A 21074-nucleotide genomic window follows, 5' to 3' on the forward strand; every position below is an offset into this window, starting at 1 on the left:
GGACCGTCGTGGACGTCGTGCGCGCACGGAACGCGGCGGTCGAGGAGGGGGACCTCGACCGCCGCCCACTGGTTCACATCGGTTCCGGGTGACGAAGCGTGGGGTTCCGCGTCACGCCAGCGGCCACCAGGAGGCGGCCAGTGCGGGGCTGGCCCGAGAAGAGCGAACCAGTGTGTGGTGCACCTCTTCGAGAGTAGGTCCGCCCGACCTGACCTGCCCATCCCTTCGAATGGGTATCTCCCGGGCCTGCACGGCTTTCGCTCATTTGCGGCATGCCCGCACGGACGGGCGTTCCTAGGCTCGCTGCAAGGTCAGCAACGGGGTGCCTTGGGCGGTGTCCCGGAGGGGGGTTGATGAGATGACGCAGGTCGTGAGCGACAGGGTCGCCGAGGTGGTCTCCGAGGTGGCGGCCGGGCTGGTGCCCGACATCGTCGCCGAGGCGGCCACCGCGGAAGGCGGCCTGCTCGACAGGCAGGTTCCCCGCCCACGTGGGGTCACCACGCTGCCGCTCGTGGCACCCGTCGCGCTCGCGCCCGAGCCGGTCCTCGCTCCCGTCCCCGCCCCCGTCCTCGAGCCGGTGGTGGAGCCGGTCCCTGCCGAGCCGCGAGCGCGTCAGACCGTCGCCCGGCCGGCCCCGACGTGGCCGGCGCCCGCGCTCGACCTGCTGCTCGCGCTGGCGCTCGCCGCCGGCTCGGTCGCACAGGGGTGGCTCGAGCTCCCTGTCGCCCTCGCGACCGCCCTGGCGTGGCCGCCGCTGCTCGCGGTGTCCGGTCGCTACCGCCGACAGGCCCTGGGCCAGTCCCGGGCGGCCCGGGCCGCCGTGGTGCTCCGCGCCGGCGCCCGCACGGCGGTGCTCACGCTCGCGGTCTCGCCCCTGCTGTGGCACGCCGACCCGCTGCCGCTCGCTGCTTTCGTGGCCGCCCTGACCGTCACGAGCGGCCTGCCGTTCGTCGCCGGCGTACGTCGTCCGCGTCCCCGGGTGGTCCTGGCCGGCCGGCCGCGCGACGTGCGTGATGCCGTGGCGCAGCTCCGGGCCAGCGGGTCCCACGAGGTGGTGGCCGCGTGCCTCACCCGCTCCTCCAAGACCCCGGTCGAGGGCGACGTCCCGGTCTACGTCGGGCTCGAGGCGTCCTCGACCGCGGCCCACGACCACGGCGCCGACGCGCTCGTCGTGCTGCCCGGGGCGAAGCTCTCGCCCGTCGAGGTGCGGCGACTGCACTGGTCGCTGTCCGGGATGGGCACCGAGCTCTTCCTCGGCACGGGGCTGCTGGACGTGGAGCCGCAGCGGACCCGGGTGATGTCGACGGCCGGTCTCGGCGTGCTGCACGTCGGCAAGCCCGCCCTCCGCGGACCGCGCCGCCTCCTGAAGGACCTCGTGGAGCGTGCCCTCGCCCTCGTCGCACTCGTCATGGCCCTGCCGGTCCTCGCCGCGCTCGCCGTGGCCGTCCGGATGGAGACCCCCGGCCCCGCGTTCTTCCGCCAGGAGCGCATCGGCCGTGACGGCGTCCCGTTCACGATGCTCAAGCTGCGCTCGATGGGCGTCGACGCCGAGACGGCACGGCTGGGGCTGACCGACGAGAACGAGAAGGACGGCGTCCTGTTCAAGATCGCGCAGGACCCGCGGATCACGCCGCTGGGCAGCAAGCTGCGCCGCTACTCGCTCGACGAGCTGCCGCAGCTGTGGAACGTGGTCCGGGGCGACATGTCCCTCGTCGGCCCCCGTCCGGCCCTGCCGTGCGAGGTCGCCCGCTACGACGTCGACCCGCGCCGGCGGCTCGTGGTCAAGCCGGGGGTGACCGGCCTGTGGCAGGTGTCGGGCCGCTCCGACCTCACCTGGGCCGAGTCGGTCCGCCTGGACCTCAAGTACGTCGAGAACTGGTCGCTGCGCTCCGACGTCTCGATCCTCTTCCGCACGGTGCGTGCCGTGCTCAGCCACCGCGGCGCGTACTGAGCGCGCAGCACCAGTCTCGTCGACGACCGTGGGGGTCGAGCACCTGATGAACACCAGACCTGTGACGGTCGCCGTGATCGGCGTCGTGGCCAGCCTTCTCCTCGGCGGTTGCGGCGCCGACGGGGCGTCCCCGGACACCGCACCACCGGGTGCTGCGCCGCCGGAGTCCGCTGCCGCGTCGCCATCCGCCTCGGAGCAGGCGAAGGACCGCAAGGGCCGCGGCGGCGAGGATCGTGCCGCCGGTCGGGGCCAGACCTCCGACCGGACCGACGACGAGCCCGACGCCCCGACCGACTCGACCGAGGAGCCGGCGCCCGCGGCGGGTGCCTCGCCGAGCCCCGGCTCGGCTCCCGCGCTCGAGATGCCGGAGGCCCCCGAGGCCACGGTCAGCAGCCTCTCGGAGCTCCTCTCGCCGTCCAACCCCGCTCCGCTCGTCGCGACGCCGCTCCCCCGTGCCGCGAGCGCGCAGGGTCGGCTCCTGAGCGGGTTCCCCGCCGCGCTGCGCCCGACCCGGGCCACGCGGGTGCAGAGCAGCAGCGTCTCGCCGTCGGACGACCGGTTGCAGGTCGGGCTGGTGGCGACGTCGTCCCAGTCGCCGGCGCAGGTGCTGCTCGCCTACCGCACCCGCCTGGCCCGTCGGGGCATGACGGAGACGGCGACCCCGCCGAGCGTCGCGGGCTCCCAGGCGGCCGCCTTCCGGCGGGACGGCAGCGTCGTGACCGTCACGGTCACCCCGCGAGGCTCCGGGACGAGCTACTCCGTCCACGCCTCGCTGCGCGCCGAGCGCGGGTGAGCGCGGGTGTACATCTCCGTCCGCGACCGGCCCGCCGGCGGCACCACCGCGCACGGCTCGACCTCGACCCGGCCCCCCGTCGGGCGGGTCGTCCTCACGCTCGGCGTGGTGTCGCTCCTGACCGACGTCTCGTCGGAGTCGGTCTCCGCGATCCTGCCGCTCTACCTCACCGCGGTCGTCGGCCTCACGCCGGTGGCGTACGGCCTCATCGACGGCCTCTACCAAGGGGTCAGCGCCCTGGTCCGCCTCGGCGGCGGGTGGCTGGCCGACGCCTCGGACCGCCCCAAGTGGGTGGCGTTCCTCGGCTACGGGCTGTCGGCCGTCGCGCGCGTGTTCCTGCTCTTCGCCTCCGGCGCCGCCGGGATCGCCGCCGTGGTCACCGCCGACCGGATCGGCAAGGGCATCCGGACGGCCCCGCGCGACGCGATGATCAGCACCGCGACACCCACCGAGCACCTCGGCCGCGCCTTCGGCGTGCACCGGATGCTCGACACGATCGGTGCCGCCCTCGGTCCGCTGATCGCCTTCGGCCTGCTGTGGCTCGTGCCCGGTGGCTACTCCGTCGTGCTCGTGGTCTCGCTCGCCTTCGCGATCGCCGGGGTGGCCCTCCTCGGCCTGCTCGGGCCGGACGTGCGGGCCCGGCGCGAGGCAGCGGCCCGGAGCGGACCCACGCCCCCACCGTTCCGCTGGCGCGACCTGACCGACGCGCGGCTGCGACCGCTGCTCGTCGTGGCGGGCGTGCTCGGCCTGTTGACCATCGGCGACGGGTTCATCTACCTCGCCCTGCTCGACCACGGTGGCGTCAACGTGACCTGGTTCCCCCTCTTCTACGTCGGCACCAACGTCGCCTACCTGGTCCTGGCGGTGCCGGTCGGTCGTCTGGCCGACCGGGTCGGGCGGGCGCGCACCCTGGTCGTGGGCCACCTGGCGCTCGTCGGCGCCTACCTGTGTGCCGTGCTCCCGACCTCGACGGCCGCAGCCACCGTCGGCACGCTGCTCCTGCTGGGCACCTTCTACGCCGCGACCGACGGCGTGATCGCCGCCATCGCCGGCCGCCTCGTGCCGGCGCAGGCCCGCTCCAGCGGCATCGCCGCCGCGCAGACGGTGGTGGCGCTCGCGCGGATGCTCGCGTCGGCGGGGTTCGGCGTGCTGTGGCTGCTGCTCGGGCCCACGACGGCCATGGCCACCGTCGCTGCGCTCCTCGTGATCGCGGTCCTCGTGGCCGCGACCCGGATCGCGCGCCTCGACGGCACCGCGGTCACGTCATGAGCAGCCAGTGAGCAGCCGCGCCCGGGTCCTGGCCTTCGTCGCGGTGGTCGTGGCGATCGCCGTCGCAGCGACCACCTACGTCGTCACCGAGCGTCGCGAGGTGCGCGCCGAGCGGGCCGCCGAGCCGGCTGCCGAGCAGGCGCCCATCACGGAAGTGACCGACGGGCCTCGCATCGTGTTCCGGCACACCGGGCTCGACAGCGAGTACGGCGTCGTGGCCGTGGTGCCGCTCGACGACCCGGGCGGACCCAGGGCGTTCACCGGCGTGACCTGCGACCGCGTCGCGGCCCGCGCCGAGGGCGCCTCCTGCCTGGTCAGCGACCTCGGCGTCGCGGCGTCGTACGAGGGAGTCGAGCTCGACGCCGACTGGCAGCAGGTCGACAGCGTCGACCTCCCGGGCATCCCGAGCCGCACGCGGCTGAGCCCGGACGGGACGCTCGCGGCCACGACCGTCTTCGTGGCCGGCCACTCCTACATGTCCACCGGCTTCTCCACCGCGACCGAGGTGCACGAGTTCGGCGGCGGCGAGCGGTGGGGCAACCTCGAGAAGTTCCAGCTCGTCATCGACGGCCGCGAGGTGAACCCGGTCGACCGCAACGTGTGGGGGGTGACCTTCGTCGACGACGAGACCTTCTACGCCACCGTCGCCACCGGGGACCGCACGTGGCTGGTCGAGGGCGACCTCACCGAGCGCACCCTCACCTCGGTGTCCCCCGACGCCGAGTGCCCGGCCCTGTCACCCGACGGCACCCGCGTCGCCTTCAAGGTCGACGTCGATCCCGGACGCCGCATCGTGTGGCAGGTCGCCGTGCAGGACCTCGCGACGGGAGACCGCACGCTGCTCGAGGCCGGTCCGCGCGGGATCGACGACCAGGTCGAGTGGCTCGACGACGACACGCTGATCTACGGGTTGCCGCGGGCCGACGAGCCCGGCGTGACCGACACCTGGGCGGTCGACACCACCCCGGAGGCGACGCCGCGCCTGCTCATCGAGCAGGCGTGGTCGGCGACCGTCGTGCGCTGAGCCGTAGCCCGAGGTGTTACGGCACATTTTGGGGATGTTGCTCCGTTCGCTTGTCGACGCGCGAGCGCCTGTGGAGGATGCCGGAGACCGCGCGCACCCCCACCCCCACCCCCCTCCCCCCCGCGCGGTCTCGTCCCTGCCCCCGTGTCATCGAGGTTCCGCCATGTCGTCCCCGTCGAGTCCCGTCATCTCCCGAGGCCGCAGACGCCTCATCCCCGTCTTCGTCCTCGCAGCCGTCCTCACCGCCCTCGCGCTCGTCGAGCGCCCCACCCCGTCCGCCCACGGCGAGACCGCCGAGCGGGCGCGGGCCACCGAGGTCGGGCTGCTCCCCCGGCGCGCCCCGGACGCGGCCGTGCGCCGCGGGCCGGAACGCGAGGTCGGCATGCGCTTCAAGGCCAAGGTCGCCGGCACGGCGGTCGGCGTGCGCTACTTCAAGCCGCGCAAGTCCAGGTCCTCCACCCCTGAGTCCGCCACCCTGTGGTCGAAGGGCGGCAAGCTCCTGGCCCGGACGACGCTGGACCGGGTCAAGGGCACGGGCTGGAAGAAGGTCGGCTTCGACTCCGGCGTGCAGCTCGCCGCGGGCAGGAGCTACGTGGTCTCGGTGCACACCGGCCCCAAGGGGATCCACCCCGCCACCCCGGGCGGCTTCAGCAAGGCCAGGAGCAACGCCCATCTGCGTGCCCCGGCCGGCCGCAACGGCATGACGCGACCCGGCAGCAAGGCGCGGTTCCCGCGCTACGAGGCTCCGCGCAACACCAACTACTGGGTCGACGTGCGCTTCGTCCCGGCGGACGCAGAGACCGCGCCCACCCCGACCCCGACCCCGACCCCGACCGCGACGCCCACCACGCCGCCGCCCGGCGGGTGGCCCGGCCCCGACAACACCGGCGTACCGGCCGGCACCGCCCTCACGCCCTACACCGGTCCGTGCACGATCACCTCACCCCGCACGCTGTCCGCCGTGGACGCCACGGCTCGCTGCGGCGAGCTGGTCGTCAACACGATGGGTGTCACCATCGAGAAGTCCCTGGTGCCGAGGGTGCAGTCGATCTACGGCGACGGCGACAGCTCGGTGACCATCACCGACTCGGACGTGCGAGCCGGCGCCACGTCGACGGGGGCGCTGTGGGGCTACAACATCACCGCCCGCCGCGTCGACGTCACCGGTGGGCAGCACAGCTTCCACTGCAACGACGACTGCGAGGTCACCGACTCGTGGCTGCACGACCAGTACAACCCCGACGGCGGGAGCTACCACAACAACGCCTTCATCTCGAACGGCGGCAGCAACATGGTGGTGCGACGCAACACGCTCCACTGCACGGCGACCCTCAACAGCACCGACGGTGGCTGCACGGCCGACGTCTCCCTCTTCGGCGACTTCGGTCCCATCGACAACGTCACGATCGACAACAATTTCCTGCGCGCCAACAACTCGTCGATCTCCTACTGCGCCTACGGCGGTGACTCCGACTCCAAGCCCTACACGGCCACCAACGTGCGCTTCACCAACAACGTCTTCGAGCGCGGCCCCAACCGCAGGTGCGGCGTCTACGGACCGGTGACGTCGTTCGACCGCAACGCGGCCGGCAACGTGTGGACCGGCAACGTGTGGGACTCCGGCGAGGCGGTGAACCCCTAGGACAGGGCCCCGCCCGCGACCGCCACGAGCGACTTCGTCAGGCCGGCGACGCGCTCGTGGTGGACGTGGGAGCCGGGGAAGTACGAGCGGAGCTCGGCGACCCCGACCAGCTCGGTCCACTGCACCTCCGACATCGCGTCCTCGGGTGAGTCCGGGCGGCTGTGCGCGAGCGGCCAGGCGGCGGCGAGCCGCGCGCGGGCGGCCATCGGCATGAACTGCAGGCCCGGGAAGAGCCAGTGCGGCTCGAGCGGGAAGTAGCGGTAGGGCGTCTGCACCCAGTGGCGCGGCGCGAGCGCGCGGACCTCGCGCGCGAGCGCCGCCCGCTGGGCGTGCCCGCCGACGTGCTCGAGCAGCGAGTTGCTGAACACCACGTCGTACGACGTCGACGCCCCCGCCGCCGTGAGCGCCTCGCGGGCGCGGCATGCGTCGCCGGTCACGGGGAGCATCGACGCGTCGTCGGACTCACCGGGCTCGAAGAGGTTGAGGACGGTCACGTCCTTGGGGCGCACGGGTGCCCGGCGCCACCACTCCACGGTGCCGCCGAGGTCGAGGACCGACATCGTCGCCAGGTCGGGGAAGGCCAGCTCGACCAGCTCCCAGCGGCGGGCCCGCATCCGCGCGCCCGCCGACCCGGGTGCGTCCACCAGGGTGTGTCGCAGCCGCCCTGCGACTCCGCCGTTCGCCGTCATGAGAGGTCCCTTCGTCGTCGGCGTGCCGCTCACCACGGCACGCAGGTCAGCTCGCTGTAGAGGTAGTCGACCGAGCGCGGCTCGAGCGCAGCACTGCGGAACATGCGTGGCCGCGGCGCGGACTGCATCCGCGACAGCCGCGGGGGTCGGCCCGCCACGCGCCGCTCGGCGAGCGTCACCAGCGCGCGGTGGCGCAGCAGCAGGTGGCGGTAGGGCGCGTGCCCCGCGCGTGCCAGGACCGCCGGATCGGAGACGTGGACCAGCGAGGCGAAGAGCGGCAGGCCCTTGCGCCGGTCACGGCGGGCGATCACGTAGCACGAGTCCGGCCCGACGCGCACCACGAAGTGCAGCGCGGCCGCGGCGTCACGGTGGTCCCGGTAGACACGCAGGTCGGCCCCGGTCAGCGTCGCCTCGATCTCGGCCGGCGCGGTGAGCACCCGGACACCGCGGCGCGACGGCAGCGGGAGGTTCGGCACCAGCGCGGTGGCGGTGTCGAGGCTCGTGAACCCCAGGCGTTCGTTGAGGCTGACCACGTTGCCGCTGGGCGAGAGGTCGACGAAGTCGTAGTCGCGCTGGCGCAGCATCGCCCGCGCCAGGCGTACGCCGTGCGCGCGGTGCTCCTCGAGCACGCACCACGCGGCGAGGTTGCAGCGGCGGCGCAGCGCGCCGTCCACCTCTCGCTCGGAGTAAAAAGCGAGGTAGGCGCCGACCACCTCCTCACCCTGCCGCAGCAGGAACCCGTGGTTGGGGGCGTCGACGCTCCACGGGGGCACGGCGCACCGGGCCCACTCGTCGGCACTCAACCTGGCGTTGAGGTGCTGGTGCAGGAACGCGGCGACCGCACCGACGTCCTCGTCGGTGATCGGTGCCAGGTCCACCCCCACGGATCCCCCTGACATGCGCCCACCGTAGGAAGCGGGGTCGGGCCGAGCGGGCGGCACCGGGGCACATACCCATATTTTGTGAGCCTTCGACGGACGCCCGGAGCCGTGGAAGGGCCCGCCCCTACGGTTCGAGGCATGCGCGTGGTGAATGTCTGCTTCCATGGCATCGGCGCGCCGCAGCGCCGACTCGAGCCCGGCGAGGACGCCTACTGGATCAGCCGGGACGTGTTCCTCGGCGTGCTCGACCGGGTGGTCGGGCGGGGCGACGTGCGCCTGAGCTTCGACGACGGGAACTCCTCGGACGTGGAGATCGCGCTTCCGGCGCTCCTCGAGCGGGGCCTGCGCGCGAGCTTCTTCGTGGTGGCCGGCCGGCTGGACCGCCCGGGCAGCCTCAGTCGCGACGACGTACGTCGGCTGCACGACGCCGGCATGACGATCGGCAACCACGGCATGTCGCACCGACCCTGGCGCGGACTGGACCCGGCCCGCCGCCGCGAGGAGCTCGTCACGGCGCGCACGGTGCTGCAGGACGTGACCGGCAGCCGCGTGCACGACGCCGCCCTGCCGCTGGGTCGCTACGACCGCGCCGTCCTGCACGAGCTGCGCCCCCTGGGGTACCGCTCCGTCCAGACGAGCGACCGCCGCTGGGCGCACACCGACCGCTGGCTCCAGCCCCGCTACAGCATCCGCAACGGGGACACGGTCGAGTCGGTGGAGCGTGACGTGCTCCGTCGTCCCCCGGTCGCCTCCCGCGCCCGCGGCGCTCTCGTCGGCACGGTCAAGCGGTTGCGCTGACGGGTGCCTCCTCAGCGGACCAGCAGCCCGTCACTCGGGCACGAGCTCGCTGCCGTCGTCCCAGGTGTTGTCGCGCCAGAGGTTGCCCTTGGCATCGGGCTGGAAGGAGGTGATCGGGCCGTAGACCCCGCACGTCCCGTTGGTGCCGCGCTCGAACACGTTGCCGGCGAAGACCACGCCCGTGGCCTCGGGGAACGGCTTGCCCGGGGCGTCGCCGCCGTAGGCGCAGTAGGAGGCCGACGAGTCGTTGGCCTTGAGCAGGTTGTCCTCGACCAGCACGTCGCGGATGGGCTCGAAGTCGCCGAAGAGCGAGAGGTCGGCGGTGCACCCGCCGCCCGTGGCGTTGAGCGTCGCGGTGCAGTGGAGCGTGTTGCGCCGCACGACCATGTCGGTGCCGCCGTTGGAGATGAAGGCGTTGTTGTGGGCTGCCTCGCCCTCGGGGCTGAACTGGTCGTGCAGCCAGGAGTCCTCGACCAGGCAGTGGCTGCCGCAGTGCACGCTGTGCTGCCCGCCGGTGACCTCGCTGCGGCGCACCGTGAGGTTGCTGCCCCACACCGCGCCGCCGATCCACTTGCCGGCGGCCACCTCGGAGTCGACGACCTCGACGGAGTACGTCGGGTCGACCTGGGTGGCCGTGGACTCCACCCGCGGCACGCGCGACGCCTCGATCCGCACCCCCGGCGCCTGCACCACGATCGCCGGGCACACCCCGGTGGCGTCGACCCCCGAGAGCACTGCGGTCTCCACGAGGGTGCAGGGTCCCGTGTAGGGGACGAGCTCGGTGCCCGGTGGGACGCCGGTGCTGTCCGCGTCCGGGTGGCCCTCGGACATGACGCGGTCCTCGCCGACCGACGGCGACTCGCCCGTCGTGGAGTCGCCGGTCGCGTCGGCGGTCGGGGCCTCGTCGTCGAGCATCCGGACGGCGACCACCGCGAGGACGGCCACGAGCAGGACGACAGCGGCGGCCAGCACCGCACGCGACCAGGTGCCTGCCATCGGCGCCCCTCCCCCGTCGACCGGCCGTCGATCCTCCGTCGGCTCCTCGGCCACCCCCATCATCGCTCCGCGTGCGACGCAGCGCGTACCCCAACCGGGGGATGTCGAGGCGCACCGTCCGGCGATCAGCGACCGTGCGTGGTCGACTCGCGCCGTGGGGATGACGATCGCATGCGTGTACAACGACCCTGCCGTCAGGCGGCACTGCCTCGACCGCTCGATCCAGGCGTACGACGGCCCGGTGGAGGTGGAGTACCTGCCGGTGGACAACACCGAGCACGCCCACACGTCCGCCGGCGCGGCGCTCAACCACGCGGTCCGGCAGGCCAGCCACGACGTCGTGGTGCTCGTGCACCAGGACGTCTACCTGCACGACCTCGACCGGCTGGCCGCCTGCGCCACCGCGTTGGACGACGAGCGCTGGGGCATCCTCGGCGCCAACGGCGTCACGGCCGACAACACGTCCGTGGGCCGACTGCGCGACCGCGTCATCCTCATCGGGGAGTCCGCACCCGACCCGGTGCCCGTCGACACCCTCGACGAGGTGCTCCTGATCGCCCGGCGGGACGACCTGCTGCGCGAGCCGCTCAGCGAGGACCCGGAGCTGGCCTGGCACGCCTACGCGGTGGAGTACTCGCTGCGGGTGCGGAGCGCGGGACTGCTCGCCGGCGCGATCGACGCCGCCATCACGCACAACAGCATGACGACCAACCTGGCGCGCCTCGACGAGGCCCACCGCCACGTCGGCGACCTCCACCCGGCGCTGGTCCCGATCCACACCACGTGCGGAACGGTCGCCCCCGGCGCGCGGGACTGGGGGAACCTCCCGCTCATCCGCGACCACGGCTGGCGGCGCCGGTGGCTGCAGCAGTCCCGGATCGCGGCCCGCGTGCGGTCGGAGATCGGCGTCCAGGTCGTGCTCGCCGACATCGCCCACGAGGTGGACCTCCTCGGCTACTCACCCGCGGAGCCGCTCCACCTCCTCAACGCCGACCGCCGCGGTGGCTTCGCCGCCGAGGCCGGCGCCTCCGTCGTGATCGAGCGTGCCGGCCGTCCGGTCGTGATGTCCGCCGTCGCGCCTCGGCACCTGCGCGAGGCGTTGCACTCCCTCGACCGGGCCCCGCACGTCCTGGTCACCGGGCTGGCGGTGGGCGACCTCGCCGACCTCGGACTCGACGTCAGCGGTGGCGACTGGCTCGCGGGCGTGCAGTGGGACGAGGTCTGGCTCGTGCGCGGGCAGTCGGCCCGGCAGCGACCGGCGGAGTGGACGCGTCCGCGGGCGGTCCCGCTGGGCGCGAGCCTGTCCCGCGGCTGAGCGAGGAGACGCCTCGGTCGCTCAGCTGCGTGCCGCGTCCGCGACCGCCACCGCCACGGCGTACTCGTCGCAGTGGGACAGCGACACGTGGATCGGCCCCGCCCCGCGGTGCTCGGCGAGGGCGCGGACGTCGCCGCCGAGGTGCACGCTGGGCGCCCCATCGGCGTCACGGCCGATCTCGATCGAGCGCCACGCCAGCGGCGCGTCGCCCGTCGGGCGCAACGCCTTGAGGACCGCCTCCTTGGCCGCCATGCGCGCGGCGAGGTGCAGCTCCGGACGGGCGCGCGAGGTGCAGTAGGCGATCTCGTCCTCGGTGAACCAGCGCTGGAGGAACCGGTCGCCGGCCGTCCGCACCAGCGCGTCGATGCGAGCCACCGACACGATGTCGGTGCCCGTGCCGACCGTTCCCGACTCCTGTGCGCTGGCGCCCGTCCTCACGACTCCGACAGTAGGGACCCGGCCCGCGTCGGAGGGGGCCTCACCGGGGCCCTCACCACTATTGGGGAGTGTGCCCGTCCCGCGGCTCCGCGACCTCCGGCCTCTCCCACACTCAGGGGTGGGTCGACGGGGGTGTGCGGCCCGCGAAACGGCCAGGGGAGGCACACATGCACGACCAGATCAGGAACGACCTGCGTGAGTTCATCGGCGACAACTACCTCTTCGGCGACCACGACAGGTTGCCCGAGGACGAGGCGTCCTTGCTCGAGGAGGGCATCGTGGACTCCACGGGCGTCCTCGAGCTGATCGAGTTCCTCGAGGACCACTTCGGGATCGTCGTCGGTGAGTCCGAGACGGTGTTCGACAACCTCGGGAGCATCGGCGGTCTCACCCGGTTCGTCGCCGGCAAGACCATGGCCGGCCAGCCCGTGGGCTGAGGCCCGCGCGTCGGGGGACATGGTCATGGGGGACATCCGCGACCGGGTCGACGAGGACCCAGACGTCCGTCCGTTCCGCACGGACGTCGACAAGTACTACACGATCTCGGCCGAGGGCCGGCGCGGCCCGGCGCAGCGACTTCGCCTGTGGCTGTGGAACGCCGACTTCCGGGTCGTCGCGTGCTATCGCTTCGATCGCGCCGCGCGGCGCTACCAGGCCGAGCACCGGCTCGCCGGTCTGCCGCCCCGCGTCTTCGCCGCCATCTGGCGCCGCCGGGTGATGAACGTCCACCACGCCGACATCGACCACCGCGCCGAGATCGGGCCGGGGCTGTTCCTGATGCACCACACCGGCGTGTTCATCGGGCCGGTCACGATCGGGGACAACTGCGTGCTGCACCACAACGTCACCATCGGCCAACGGGTCGCCTCGGGCGACCACGGCGTGCCCAGGCTCGGTGACGACGTGTGGATCGGGCCGGGCGCGACGATCACCGGCGACGTGACGATCGGGGACGGCGCGACCATCTCCGCCGGCAGCGTCGTCTCGCGTGACGTACCCGCGCGCGCGCTCGTGGCCGGCAACCCGGGTCGCGTCATCGCCTCCGACTACGACAACGCCTCGATGCTCAACTACCGCGTACGCCGCCCGGCGCGGGCGCCGGAGGCCGCCGCGCCCGACCTCGAGCCGGAGCCCGAGCCCGAGCCCGAGCAGCCTGATTCCGGGCACGCCGACGCCGCCCAGGTGGACCGCGCCCTGAGCGAGTACGCGCGGCTGCGCGACCCGCACGGCGACCGGCACCTGGAGGCGGTCAAGGCCGCGATCTTCCTCGAGGACGTCTTCCACGTCGTGCTGCGCGAGGAGCAGATCGACCCCGCCCTGCTCGGCACCGCCGAGGGCATGCGTGCGGTCCTCGCCCAGGCCGGCGGGACGGCCTGATGTGCGGCATCTGCGGCGTCGTCGTCCTCGACGGCCCGCCGCCGGACCGCGAGCTGGTGACCCGGATGATCGGGAGGCTGCGCCACCGCGGTCCCGACGGCAGCGGTCTCTACCGCGACGACCACGCCGCGCTCGGGCACACCCGGCTGGCCATCATCGACACCGAGGGTGGCGCGCAGCCGCTGTGCAACGAGGACGAGACGCTCTGGGTCTCGTTCAACGGCGAGATCTTCAACTACGTCGAGCTCGGGGAGGAGCTGCGCCGCTGCGGCCACCGCTTCCGCACCGCCAGCGACACCGAGGTCGTCGTGCACGCCTGGGAGGAGTGGGGCGAGCAGTGCTTCACCCGGTTCAACGGGCAGTGGGCGGTGGCCCTGTGGGACGCCCGCCGGCGTCGGCTCGTGCTCTCGCGCGACCGGATGGGCGTGCGCCCGCTCTTCTACACGCGTGACCGGCGACGGATCGCCTTCGCCTCCGAGGTCAAGTCGCTGATGGCCGACCCCACCGTGCCGCGCGCCCTCGATCCCGTCGGGCTCGACGAGGTGCTGACCTACTGGTCGACGGTGGCGCCCCGCACGGTCTTCCGCGGCATCGAGCAGCTCGAGCCGGGGTACGTCGCCGTGCTGGACCGCGACGGCTTCCGCCGCCACCCCTACTTCAGCATCGACTTCCCCGACCGCGGCACCGAGCCCGGTCAGGACATCGAGGCCAACGCCGTCGAGCTGCGCGAGCGACTCGTCGAGGCGGCCAGGTTGCGCTTCGTGCGCAGCGACGTGCCCGTCGGGGCCTACCTGTCCGGCGGCATCGACTCCTCGATCACCGCCGCGGTCCTCGCGAGGTACACCGACGCACCGCTGCACACCTTCTCGCTCCGGTTCACCGACGCGGAGTTCGACGAGGGCGTCCACCAGCACAAGATGGTGGCCGAGCTCGGCGCCCAGCACGAGGAGGTCGTCGTCTCCGCCGCCGATGTCGCCGAGGTCTTCCCCGAGGTGGTGCGGCACACCGAGACGCCCGTGCTGCGCACCGCTCCCGCACCGTTGTTCCTGCTGTCCCGGCTCGTGCGCGACAACGGCTACAAGGTCGTCGTGACGGGCGAGGGAGCCGACGAGGTGCTCGGCGGCTACGACATCTTCCGCGAGGGTCGGGTCCGTGCGTTCTGGGCCCGCGACCCGGGCTCGGCCACGCGTGATCGCGCCGTCGAGCTGCTCTACCCGTGGATGGAGCGCAACCCCGGCACCGCCCCGGCATTCGCGCGCAGCTTCTTCGGCCAGGACCTCGACGCCGACGACCCCGCGATCTCGCACCGGCCGCGGTGGGCCTCCACCAGTGCCGTCAAGACACTGCTGTCCCCCGACGTCAGGGCCGAGCTCGACCGCGGCCCGGACGTGGTCACCCGGATGCCGGCCGGCAGCGAGGCCTGGGACCCGCTGTCGCGCGCCCAGTGGCTCGAGATGACGACCCTGCTGCCGGGCTACATCCTCTCCAGCCAGGGCGACCGGATGCTGATGGCCAACTCGGTGGAGGGACGCTTCCCGTTCCTGGACAAGGACGTCGTCGAGCTCGCCAACCGGCTCCCGGCGCGCCACAAGCTGTGCGGCCTCGACGAGAAGCACCTGCTCAAGATCGCCTTCGCCGACCTCGTCCCTGAGCAGATCCGCTCCCGGCCCAAGCAGCCCTATCGCTCCCCCGACACCGCCAGCTTCTTCAGCGGCCCGCCGCCGGAGTGGCTCACCGAGGTCACCTCGCCCGCGGCCCTCGCCGACGCCGGCGTCTTCGAGCCGCGCCCGGTCGCCGGGCTGCTCGCGAAGGCCGCCCGCACCGGCGGCGTACGAGCCGGCAACACCGACAACATGCGCCTGCTAGCGGTCCTCTCGACCCAGCTGCTCCACCAGCAGCTCGTGGTCGACGGGGGCGCCGCGAGCGACGCCCCACCACCCGCGCCGATGACCGTCATCGACCGGGTCCAGCACGTGAGGAGCACCGTATGACCACCGTCCAGAGCGACACCCAGACCGACGTGCTCGCGATCGACCTCGAGGCAGAGGTCGCCCGGATCAGCGCGTCGCTGCGCGGCTACCTCACCCGTGCCCGACGCAAGGGGGCGGTCGTCGCGCTGTCGGGTGGGATCGACTCCAGCGTGGTCGCAGCGCTGTGCGTCGCCGCGCTGGGCAAGGAGCGCGTCTTCGGCCTGCACATGCCCGAGCGCGACTCCTCCGAGGACACGCTCGCGTTCAGCACGCTGGTCTCCGACTCGCTCGGCATCGACTCGGTCGTGGAGGACATCACTCCCGTGCTCGAGGCGGTCCGCTGCTACGAGCGCCGCGACGACGCGATCCGCATGGTGTGCCCCGACTACGGCCCTGACCACAAGTCCAAGATCGTGCTGCCCAGCGTGGTGGAGTCGGAGAGCCTGCGGCTCTACTCCGTCGTCGTGCAGGCACCCGACGGCACCACCACCCGGCACCGGCTGACGACCGAGTCCTACCTCGGCATCGTGGCGGCGACGAACTTCAAGCAGCGCGCCCGCCGGATGACGGAGTACTACCACGCCGACCGGCTCAACTACGTCGTCACCGGCACGCCCAACCGCCTGGAGTACGACCAGGGGTTCTTCGTCAAGCTCGGTGACGGAGCGGCCGACGTGAAGCCGATCGCCCACCTCTACAAGACCCAGGTCTACGCGCTGGCCGACTTCCTCGGTGTGCCCGAGGAGGTCCGGACCCGTCCGTCCACGACCGACACCTACTCGCTGCCGCAGTCGCAGGAGGAGTTCTACTTCTCGCTGCCCTGGAACCTGATGGACCTGTGCCTGCACGGCAAGAACACCGGCACCCCGATCGAGCAGGTCGCGGAGGCCACCGGCCTCACGACCGCCCAGGTCGAGCGGGTCTACGGCGACATCGACCAGAAGCGCAAGACGACCGCCTACCTGCACCTGCCGCCGCAGCTGGTCGAGCCCGTGGAGGAGATCGGTTGAGACACCCCGCGAAGGGCGTGCGATGACCGCACGCGACCTCCTCGCAGCAGCACTGCGCCGCTGGTACGTCGTGGTGCTCGGCGCCGCGCTCACGCTCGGGGCGTTCGCGGTCGTGCAGCGCCAGGCGCCGGTGTACTTCACGCAGTACAACATCGTGCTGGTCGGGCCCCAGGGAGTCAGGGACGGAAACCTGCTGGACAACCCGCTGTACGGACTGCAGCCGATGGCCGGTGTGGTGGCCAACGACATCAACGCCGGTCACGGGCCCCTCCTGACCGGCGACGTCGCCGCCACGATCGTCGGAATGGGACAGCGCGACGGGGTCCAGGTGCGGGTGCCCAACCTCGGCACGCAGTGGCGGCCGTCCTTCCCCGCCCACCACCTCGACGTCCAGGTCGCCGGCCCCGACGCGCAGACGGTGCAGGACGCTGCTCGCGAGACGGTGGACCGGGTGGAACAGGTGCTGACCGAACGTCAGGACGAGAGAGCGGTGCACCCGCGGCTCCGGGTCCACGCAGTCCCCTCCTCGGCGGACCCGATCGTCTACCCCATCACCGGCAGCCGGTCCCGGGCGCTCGGCGCCACCGGCCTGACCGGTATCGCCCTCACGGCGACCGCGGTCTTCTGGCTGGAGCGCTGGCGCCCGCGGCGGCGTCCTGCCGAGGGCCCGGCGTCGGCGCCCGCGCGCCGGGGGCTCGCGCGCCGGCGTACGCGCTCGGTTGAGGTGCTCGCATGACCACCGGGATGAGCGCCCCGACGGGACCGGTGACGATCGCCGTCGTCACCTGGAACAGCGCCGACGTGCTGCCCGGACTGGTGGCGTCGCTGCCCGCGGGTGCCGGTGGCGTGCCCTGGCGCCTGGTCGTGGTCGACAACGACTCGTCCGACGACACCGTCGCGGTGGCGCGGCGCCTGTGCCCCGACGCCACGGTCGTGCAGACCGGGCGCAACGCGGGCTACGCGGCGGGCGTCAACGCCGCACTGGCGGCCACCCCGGACGCGCCGGCGGTGCTGGTGCTCAACCCCGACGTACGGCTGCGGCCGGGCTGCCTGCCCGCGCTGCTGGCCGCGCTCGACCGCCCCGGCACCGGGATCACGGTGCCGCGGCTCACCGACAGTGACGGTGCACTGATCCACTCGATGCGCCGACGCCCCACCCTCCTGCGGGCCTTCGCCGACGCGCTCGTCGGCGCCACCCTGGCCGGTCGCTGGGCCCTGACGGGAGAGGTCGTGAGCGACCCGGCGCCCTATGCGGGCGACGCGTCCCCGGACTGGGCCGAGGGGTCGACCCAGCTCGTGAGCCGCGCCTGCCTCGACGTGTGCGGGCCGTGGGACGAGTCCTACTTCCTCTACTCCGAGGAGACGGAGTTCCACCTGCGCGCCGGGGCTCTCGGGTTCGGTGTCCGCTACGTCGCCGACGCAGGCGCCGTGCACCTCGAGGGCGACTCGGGCACGTCACCGCGCCTGTGGGCGCTCCTCACGGCCAACCGGTTACGGCTGTTCTCGCGGCTTTCCTCGCGACCCCGGACTGCTGCGTACTGGCTCGCCCTGGTCCTGCGCGAGTCGAGCCGGGCGGCGCGGGGCGACGCGATCGCCCGCGCGGCCGTGCGCGTGCTTGTCCGTCCCGACCTGCTGCGCGCCCCCCGCGGTCCGGCGTGGCTCGACCTCGCTACCCCAAATCCGGTACTCCGCCCCGACGCGGCCCACGCCGCGGCCGCCCGTCCGTAGCGTGGTTCCCGGGACGACGAGTGGGAAGCGCGTCGCTCCCGAGCCGGTCGCCGGGGGGCGGCTCCGGCAACGGAACGAGGGGGCACTGACCTGATGCGGACGCACCTGCACCACCTGCTCGAGGAGGGCGCGGTCCGCTTCGGCGACCGCCCGGCCCTGAGCCACCAGGAGGCGACGCTCGACTACGCCTCGGCCTGGGAGCAGGCATGGCGCACGGGCGCCGTGCTGGCCGGCCTCGGCGTCGGGCGCGGGGACCGCGTGGCGCTCTACCTCGACAAGCGGCCCGAGACCGTCGGCGGGATCTTCGGCGCCTCGGTGGCGGCCGCCGTGTTCGTGCCGGTCAACCCCGCGCTCAAGGGGCCCCAGGTGTCCTACATCCTCGGCGACTGCGAGGTGCGGGTGCTCATCACGACGCGCCAGCGCTGGGAATCGGTCCGCGACGACGCCAAGGGCTGCCGCGAGCTCGGGCACGTGCTCCTCGTCGACGCCGAGCCGGGCGAGGTGCCCGACGAGGACGAGGTACGGGTCCACGACCTGCCGACCCTCCTGGGCGACGTGGTGGAGCCGCCTCCTCCGAGCCGGGCGGTCGACGTCGACACCGCCGCGATCCTCTACACCTCCGGCAGCACGGGCCGCCCCAAGGGCGTCGTGCTGTCGCACCGCAACCTGCTCGTCGGGGCCGAGAGCGTGTCGAGCTACCTCGGCAACGACGGGGACGACGTCATCCTGGCCGCGCTGCCGCTGAGCTTCGACGCCGGGCTGAGCCAGGTCACGACCGCGTTCGCCGCGGGCGCCCACGTCGTGCTGGTGAACTACCTCCTGGCCCGCGACGTCGTACGACTGTGCGCGCGCCACGGTGTCACCGGGCTCACCTGCGTGCCACCGCTGTGGATCCAGCTCGCCGCCGCCGACTGGCCGCCCGAGGCCACGGCGTCCCTGCGCTACTTCGCCAACACCGGCGGACGGATGCCCCGCTCGACCCTCACCCGGTTGCGCGAGATCTTCCCGCAGGCGAGCCCGTTCCTGATGTACGGACTGACCGAGGCCTTCCGCTCGACCTACCTCGACCCGGCGGAGGTCGACCGGCGCCCCGACTCGATCGGCAAGGCCATCCCCAACGCCGAGATCCTGGTCCTGCGGCCGGACGGCACGCCGTGCGCGCCCGGCGAGGAGGGCGAGCTCGTCCACCGCGGCGCCCTCGTCGCCCAGGGCTACTGGGGTGACGCCGCCCGCACCGGCGAGCGGTTCCGACCGATCCCGGGCGGCCACGACTGGCGCGCCCCTGAGCTGGCCGTGTGGTCGGGTGACCGGGTCGTCGCCGACGAGGAGGGGTTCCTCTACTTCGTCGGACGCACCGACGACATGATCAAGACGTCGGGCTACCGGGTGAGCCCGACCGAGATCGAGGAGGTCGCCTACGACAGCGGCCTGGTCCGCGACGCCGCCGCGCTCGGCCTGCCCGACGAGGCCCTGGGCCACCGGGTCGTGGTCGTGGTCAGCCCCGCCGCCGCGGACTTCGAGACCGAGGCGCTGCTCGCGGCCTTCCGACGGCAGCTGCCTCGCTACATGGTGCCGGCGGAGATCGTGGTCCGCGCCGAGCTGCCCCGCTCCCCGAACGGCAAGTTCGACCGGGTGCTGCTGCGCGAGGAGCTGACGGCATGAGGACCAGCGAGCACGTGGGCGCCCACGGCACCGCCGACGGGACGCTGCTGGTGGGCGGGATACCGGTCGACCGCCTCGCCGAACGGGTCGGCGCCACGCCGTTCTTCGCCTACGACCGCGCGATGATCACCGATCGGGTGGCAGCGGTGAAGGCCGCGCTGCCGGAGCGGATGCGACTCGGCTACGCCGTCAAGGCCAACCCGATGCCCGCCGTCGTCCAGCACCTCGCAGGGCTCGTGGACCACCTCGACGTCGCCTCCGCCGGCGAGCTCGCCGTGGCGCTCGACACCGGGCAGGACCCGGCCGCCATCAGCTTCGCCGGGCCCGGCAAGAGCGACGCCGAGCTGCGCCGGGCGGTGGCCGCAGGCGTGACGGTCGAGGTCGAGTCGCGCACGGAGCTGCAGCGCCTCGTGCGCACCGGCAAGGAGCTCGCCCTGCGCCCGCGCGCCGCCGTACGCGTCAACCCGCCGTTCGCGGTCAAGGGCTCCGGCATGCGGATGGGCGGCGGCCCGCAGCAGTTCGGCGTCGACGCCGAGGCCGTGCCGTCACTGCTCGGCGAGGTGAGCGAGAACGACGTCGACGTCGTCGGCTTCCACGTCTTCGCGGGGTCGCAGAACCTCAGCGCGGCGATCCTCGCGGACGCGCAGGAGCGCACGGTCGAGCTCGTCCTCGAGCTGTCCGAGCACCTGCCCGGCACCGTGGAGTACGTCAACCTCGGCGGCGGCTTCGGGATCCCCTACTTCGAGAAGGACGAGCGCCTCGACCTCGACGTCGTCGGGCGACGGCTCACCGAGCTCGTCGACAGCCGGCTCTCCCCTGCGCTGCCGGACGCCACCGTGGTGGTCGAGCTGGGCCGCTTCCTCGTGGGAGAGGCGGGCGTCTACGTCACCCGCGTCGTCGACGTGAAGGAGTCGCGCGGGCGCAGCTACGCCGTGGTGGACGGCGGCATGCACCACCAGCTCGCCGCCTCGGGCAACTTCGGCCAGGTCATCCGGCGCAACTACCCGCTGGCCCTCGCCACCCGGGCCCTCGACGAGCCCACCGGGCCCGTCACCGTCGTCGGCTGCCTGTGCACGCCGCTCGACCTGCTCGGCGACGAGGTCGCCCTGCCCGGCGTCGAGCTCGGCGACCTCGTCGTCGTCTTCCAGGCCGGCGCCTACGGCCTCACCGCCAGTCCCACGGCCTTCCTCGGCCACCCCTCACCATCGGAGGTCCTCGTATGACCCAGCCAGCAGACACGCTCGCCGGCACGCCCGCTGACACCCTCTCCGGAGTGGTCGAGGTGCTCACCCGCACCCTCGGCATCGAGGACCGGGCGGGCGCGATCACCCGCGACACGCGGCTCTTCGGCGAGCTGCCGGAGCTCGACTCGCTCGGCGTGGTGGAGCTTGCGGCCGCGCTCGAGGACCGCTTCGGCATCGCCATCGAGGACGAGGACTTCACCGGTGAGGTGTTCGAGAGCGTGGGCACGCTGGCCGACTTCATCGACTCCCGCCGCACCGGCGGCTGAGGCACCCCCAGAGCACCGGAA

The 21074-nt window shown here is 73.2% G+C and carries 20 protein-coding genes; 16 read left to right on the forward strand and 4 right to left on the reverse strand.

Annotation, left to right across the window (positions count from 1 at the left end):
- Nucleotides 1-370: 370 nt before the first annotated feature.
- From Q1B24_RS07450 to Q1B24_RS07470, 5 genes are all read left to right on the forward strand, one after another.
- Complete coding sequence (locus Q1B24_RS07450) at nt 371-1951, forward strand: exopolysaccharide biosynthesis polyprenyl glycosylphosphotransferase (protein WP_299925658.1); 1581 nt, start codon at nt 371-373, stop codon at nt 1949-1951.
- Nucleotides 1952-1997: 46 nt separating this feature from the next.
- A complete protein-coding gene (locus Q1B24_RS07455; protein WP_299925661.1) occupies nt 1998-2744 on the forward strand; it encodes a hypothetical protein in 747 nt (248 codons plus the stop codon).
- Between the two features lie 6 nt (nt 2745-2750).
- A complete protein-coding gene (locus Q1B24_RS07460; RefSeq protein WP_299925664.1) occupies nt 2751-4013 on the forward strand; it encodes an MFS transporter in 1263 nt (420 codons plus the stop codon).
- 7 nt (nt 4014-4020) lie between these two features.
- Entirely contained in the window at nt 4021-5037 is a 1017-nt protein-coding gene (locus Q1B24_RS07465) for a hypothetical protein (RefSeq protein ID WP_299925667.1), read from the forward strand.
- A gap of 163 nt (nt 5038-5200) precedes the next feature.
- Nucleotides 5201-6679, forward strand: coding sequence for a DUF4082 domain-containing protein (locus tag Q1B24_RS07470; RefSeq protein WP_299925670.1), 1479 nt, complete (start codon nt 5201-5203; stop codon nt 6677-6679).
- On the opposite strand, the gene Q1B24_RS07475 is transcribed toward Q1B24_RS07470, so the two are convergent.
- Together Q1B24_RS07475 and Q1B24_RS07480 are read right to left on the reverse strand one after the other, a co-directional pair.
- On the reverse strand, nt 6676-7368 hold the full coding sequence (locus Q1B24_RS07475) for a hypothetical protein (protein WP_299925673.1): 693 nt from the start codon (nt 7366-7368) through the stop codon (nt 6676-6678). The genes Q1B24_RS07470 and Q1B24_RS07475 overlap by 4 nt on opposite strands.
- A gap of 29 nt (nt 7369-7397) precedes the next feature.
- Nucleotides 7398-8267: a hypothetical protein gene (locus Q1B24_RS07480; protein WP_299925676.1), complete on the reverse strand. Its 870-nt coding sequence runs from the start codon at nt 8265-8267 to the stop codon at nt 7398-7400.
- Between the two features lie 120 nt (nt 8268-8387).
- On the opposite strand from Q1B24_RS07480, the gene Q1B24_RS07485 reads away from it, so the two are divergent.
- On the forward strand, nt 8388-9047 hold the full coding sequence (locus Q1B24_RS07485) for a polysaccharide deacetylase family protein (protein WP_299925678.1): 660 nt from the start codon (nt 8388-8390) through the stop codon (nt 9045-9047).
- A 30-nt stretch (nt 9048-9077) separates the two neighbouring features.
- Here the strand turns inward: Q1B24_RS07485 and Q1B24_RS07490 are convergent, their stop codons facing one another.
- A complete protein-coding gene (locus Q1B24_RS07490; protein ID WP_299925681.1) occupies nt 9078-10043 on the reverse strand; it encodes a hypothetical protein in 966 nt (321 codons plus the stop codon).
- A 175-nt stretch (nt 10044-10218) separates the two neighbouring features.
- Between Q1B24_RS07490 and Q1B24_RS07495 the strand changes: the two genes are divergently transcribed.
- Nucleotides 10219-11358, forward strand: coding sequence for a glycosyltransferase (locus tag Q1B24_RS07495; RefSeq protein ID WP_299925684.1), 1140 nt, complete (start codon nt 10219-10221; stop codon nt 11356-11358).
- A 21-nt stretch (nt 11359-11379) separates the two neighbouring features.
- Here Q1B24_RS07495 and acpS read toward each other — a convergent pair whose 3' ends face one another.
- A complete protein-coding gene (acpS, locus tag Q1B24_RS07500) occupies nt 11380-11796 on the reverse strand; it encodes a holo-ACP synthase (protein WP_299925687.1) in 417 nt (138 codons plus the stop codon).
- A 167-nt stretch (nt 11797-11963) separates the two neighbouring features.
- On the opposite strand from acpS, the gene Q1B24_RS07505 reads away from it, so the two are divergent.
- The 9 genes from Q1B24_RS07505 (at nt 11964) to Q1B24_RS07545 (ending at nt 21053) form a co-directional block, all read left to right on the forward strand.
- The gene (locus Q1B24_RS07505; RefSeq protein WP_299925690.1) at nt 11964-12233 is read left to right on the forward strand and encodes an acyl carrier protein; all 270 of its coding nucleotides are present in this window, start codon (nt 11964-11966) and stop codon (nt 12231-12233) included.
- Nucleotides 12234-12258: 25 nt separating this feature from the next.
- Entirely contained in the window at nt 12259-13173 is a 915-nt protein-coding gene (locus Q1B24_RS07510; RefSeq protein ID WP_299925693.1) for a serine O-acetyltransferase, read from the forward strand.
- Nucleotides 13173-15164, forward strand: coding sequence for an asparagine synthase (glutamine-hydrolyzing) (asnB, locus tag Q1B24_RS07515; RefSeq protein ID WP_299925696.1), 1992 nt, complete (start codon nt 13173-13175; stop codon nt 15162-15164). Before Q1B24_RS07510 ends, asnB begins: the two co-directional genes overlap by 1 nt.
- Entirely contained in the window at nt 15161-16153 is a 993-nt protein-coding gene (gene nadE, locus Q1B24_RS07520) for an NAD(+) synthase (protein ID WP_299925699.1), read from the forward strand. Before asnB ends, nadE begins: the two co-directional genes overlap by 4 nt.
- Before the next feature lie 22 nt (nt 16154-16175).
- A complete protein-coding gene (locus Q1B24_RS07525) occupies nt 16176-16889 on the forward strand; it encodes a hypothetical protein (protein ID WP_299925702.1) in 714 nt (237 codons plus the stop codon).
- Nucleotides 16886-17881 carry a glycosyltransferase family 2 protein gene (locus Q1B24_RS07530; protein ID WP_299925705.1) on the forward strand — a complete coding sequence of 332 codons (996 nt, stop codon included), beginning with the start codon at nt 16886-16888 and terminating at the stop codon, nt 17879-17881. The genes Q1B24_RS07525 and Q1B24_RS07530 overlap by 4 nt, the downstream gene beginning before the upstream one ends.
- Nucleotides 17882-17974: 93 nt before the next feature.
- Nucleotides 17975-19543, forward strand: a complete 1569-nt coding sequence (locus tag Q1B24_RS07535) for an acyl-CoA ligase (AMP-forming), exosortase A system-associated (protein ID WP_299925708.1) — start codon at nt 17975-17977, stop codon at nt 19541-19543.
- Complete coding sequence (locus tag Q1B24_RS07540) at nt 19540-20766, forward strand: pyridoxal-dependent decarboxylase, exosortase A system-associated (RefSeq protein WP_299925713.1); 1227 nt, start codon at nt 19540-19542, stop codon at nt 20764-20766. The genes Q1B24_RS07535 and Q1B24_RS07540 overlap by 4 nt, the downstream gene beginning before the upstream one ends.
- Nucleotides 20763-21053 (forward strand): acyl carrier protein, encoded by a 291-nt coding sequence (locus Q1B24_RS07545; protein WP_299925716.1) that lies wholly within the window; start codon nt 20763-20765, stop codon nt 21051-21053. The genes Q1B24_RS07540 and Q1B24_RS07545 overlap by 4 nt, the downstream gene beginning before the upstream one ends.
- Nucleotides 21054-21074: the final 21 nt, after the last annotated feature.

Source organism: uncultured Nocardioides sp. (assembly GCF_947488025.1).
In the GTDB taxonomy this organism is placed as follows: Bacteria; Actinomycetota; Actinomycetes; order Propionibacteriales; family Nocardioidaceae; genus Nocardioides.

Bases quoted from the DNA above. Each gene is read 5' to 3' on its own strand.
- Q1B24_RS07455 (WP_299925661.1), top strand. From the start codon at position 1,998: ATGAACACCAGACCTGTGACGGTCGCCGTGATCGGCGTCGTGGCCAGC.
- Q1B24_RS07470 (WP_299925670.1), top strand. From the start codon at position 5,201: ATGTCGTCCCCGTCGAGTCCCGTCATCTCCCGAGGCCGCAGACGCCTC.
- Q1B24_RS07475 (WP_299925673.1), bottom strand. From the start codon at position 7,368: ATGACGGCGAACGGCGGAGTCGCAGGGCGGCTGCGACACACCCTGGTG.
- Q1B24_RS07480 (WP_299925676.1), bottom strand. From the start codon at position 8,267: ATGTCAGGGGGATCCGTGGGGGTGGACCTGGCACCGATCACCGACGAG.
- Q1B24_RS07485 (WP_299925678.1), top strand. From the start codon at position 8,388: ATGCGCGTGGTGAATGTCTGCTTCCATGGCATCGGCGCGCCGCAGCGC.
- Q1B24_RS07490 (WP_299925681.1), bottom strand. From the start codon at position 10,043: ATGGCAGGCACCTGGTCGCGTGCGGTGCTGGCCGCCGCTGTCGTCCTG.
- Q1B24_RS07505 (WP_299925690.1), top strand. From the start codon at position 11,964: ATGCACGACCAGATCAGGAACGACCTGCGTGAGTTCATCGGCGACAAC.
- Q1B24_RS07510 (WP_299925693.1), top strand. From the start codon at position 12,259: ATGGGGGACATCCGCGACCGGGTCGACGAGGACCCAGACGTCCGTCCG.
- asnB (WP_299925696.1), top strand. From the start codon at position 13,173: ATGTGCGGCATCTGCGGCGTCGTCGTCCTCGACGGCCCGCCGCCGGAC.
- nadE (WP_299925699.1), top strand. From the start codon at position 15,161: ATGACCACCGTCCAGAGCGACACCCAGACCGACGTGCTCGCGATCGAC.
- Q1B24_RS07525 (WP_299925702.1), top strand. From the start codon at position 16,176: ATGACCGCACGCGACCTCCTCGCAGCAGCACTGCGCCGCTGGTACGTC.
- Q1B24_RS07530 (WP_299925705.1), top strand. From the start codon at position 16,886: ATGACCACCGGGATGAGCGCCCCGACGGGACCGGTGACGATCGCCGTC.
- Q1B24_RS07535 (WP_299925708.1), top strand. From the start codon at position 17,975: ATGCGGACGCACCTGCACCACCTGCTCGAGGAGGGCGCGGTCCGCTTC.
- Q1B24_RS07540 (WP_299925713.1), top strand. From the start codon at position 19,540: ATGAGGACCAGCGAGCACGTGGGCGCCCACGGCACCGCCGACGGGACG.
- Q1B24_RS07545 (WP_299925716.1), top strand. From the start codon at position 20,763: ATGACCCAGCCAGCAGACACGCTCGCCGGCACGCCCGCTGACACCCTC.